General features: G+C 47.7%; 1 protein-coding gene. It reads right to left on the bottom strand.

The window, feature by feature from the left end:
* Positions 1-975: polymorphic toxin MafB class 3 (gene mafB, locus HMPREF2959_RS02955; protein ID WP_070696386.1), on the bottom strand; the 975-nt coding region annotated here is incomplete at its 3' end.
* Between the last annotated feature and the right edge of the window lie 126 nt (positions 976-1,101).

Raw genomic sequence — 1,101 nt, 5'->3', positions numbered from 1 at the left:
TGCGGCCTCTGCTACGGCAAGGGCAGTTTGGGCTGTTGCAGTTATATTCGGATGGGCATCAGCCCATTGTCTGGCGGAATTGATACCGTCTTTTACCGCAAAAGCACTGTCTTGTAATGCGGTTGCAGCCGCAAGTTGTGCTTCGGGACTTAAATTTCCTAAATGATTAATACCTTGTAGAGTCTGCTGCGCGGCTGTATCTGTGACCGGGCTTACTGCACTGTCTGTAATTGCCCCAATCCCTACTCCTTGAAAACCCATTAAAAAAGGATTAACCGCACCTTGGACGATGCCGCGAATATCATCCATACGGTTAGCCCACCAATTTTTATTGGGGTCGCTTTCCCATATCAGTTTTCCTGCTTCATCAGCACGGCTGAAAAAACCAGAGGCGGCACCGGCATTTTCTTTTAGCCAACGGTCTGAAAATGGGGCTCGGGGAACAATATTACTCTTTGTTTTTGTTGAAGTTCCTTTGACATAATAGCTGTATATATCCCTTGCTCCTCCGGGGGGCGGATAATCGCTGCCTTGCGGTCCGTCATATCCATCCTCCGGATGGATTTCCGACCCTGTCCGATGAAGTTGGTAAACAGTAAAACCACCGTCTACACCGCCGCTGAAATCAGAAGTGCTTCTTGAATCATGATTATCGAACGGACTGTGCACTTCATGTCCATGTCCTGAAAAATGGGTTTCATAGCCGATAACACCTTCAAATCCTGTCCGTTCGTGTGTAATAGGCAGTATGGGGCCGACCGCAGTTGCATCAAATGTTTGGACGGCGTAAACCCGATTTTTAACACTGCCGCGAGCATTACCAAACAGATGGTATTTACCACCCGGTTCGTAGTGTTTTGCCTGCATATCATCGCGCAAACGGGCATCCAAACCGTTCGCATGACTAATGGGGATTTGCAGCAACGATATTGCTGCTGCAAACAGCATCATGAATTTTTGAATAGGCAAATTCATTTTGTTTTCCTTGGTAGCAAGCGGTTATGGTAGTGTGAATCAAGGTTGCCCTTGTCTATGTTGTCGCACTGCTTCATCGCTGTATCCATACCCCTCATGACTGTTATCAGCCTCTACGGATGGGGC

Source organism: Neisseria sp. HMSC070F02 (assembly GCF_001814225.1).
Classification (GTDB): domain Bacteria; phylum Pseudomonadota; class Gammaproteobacteria; order Burkholderiales; family Neisseriaceae; genus Neisseria; species Neisseria meningitidis.
Note: the sequence above shows the minus strand (reverse complement) of the source record. Positions and strands in the feature narration are given on the sequence as shown.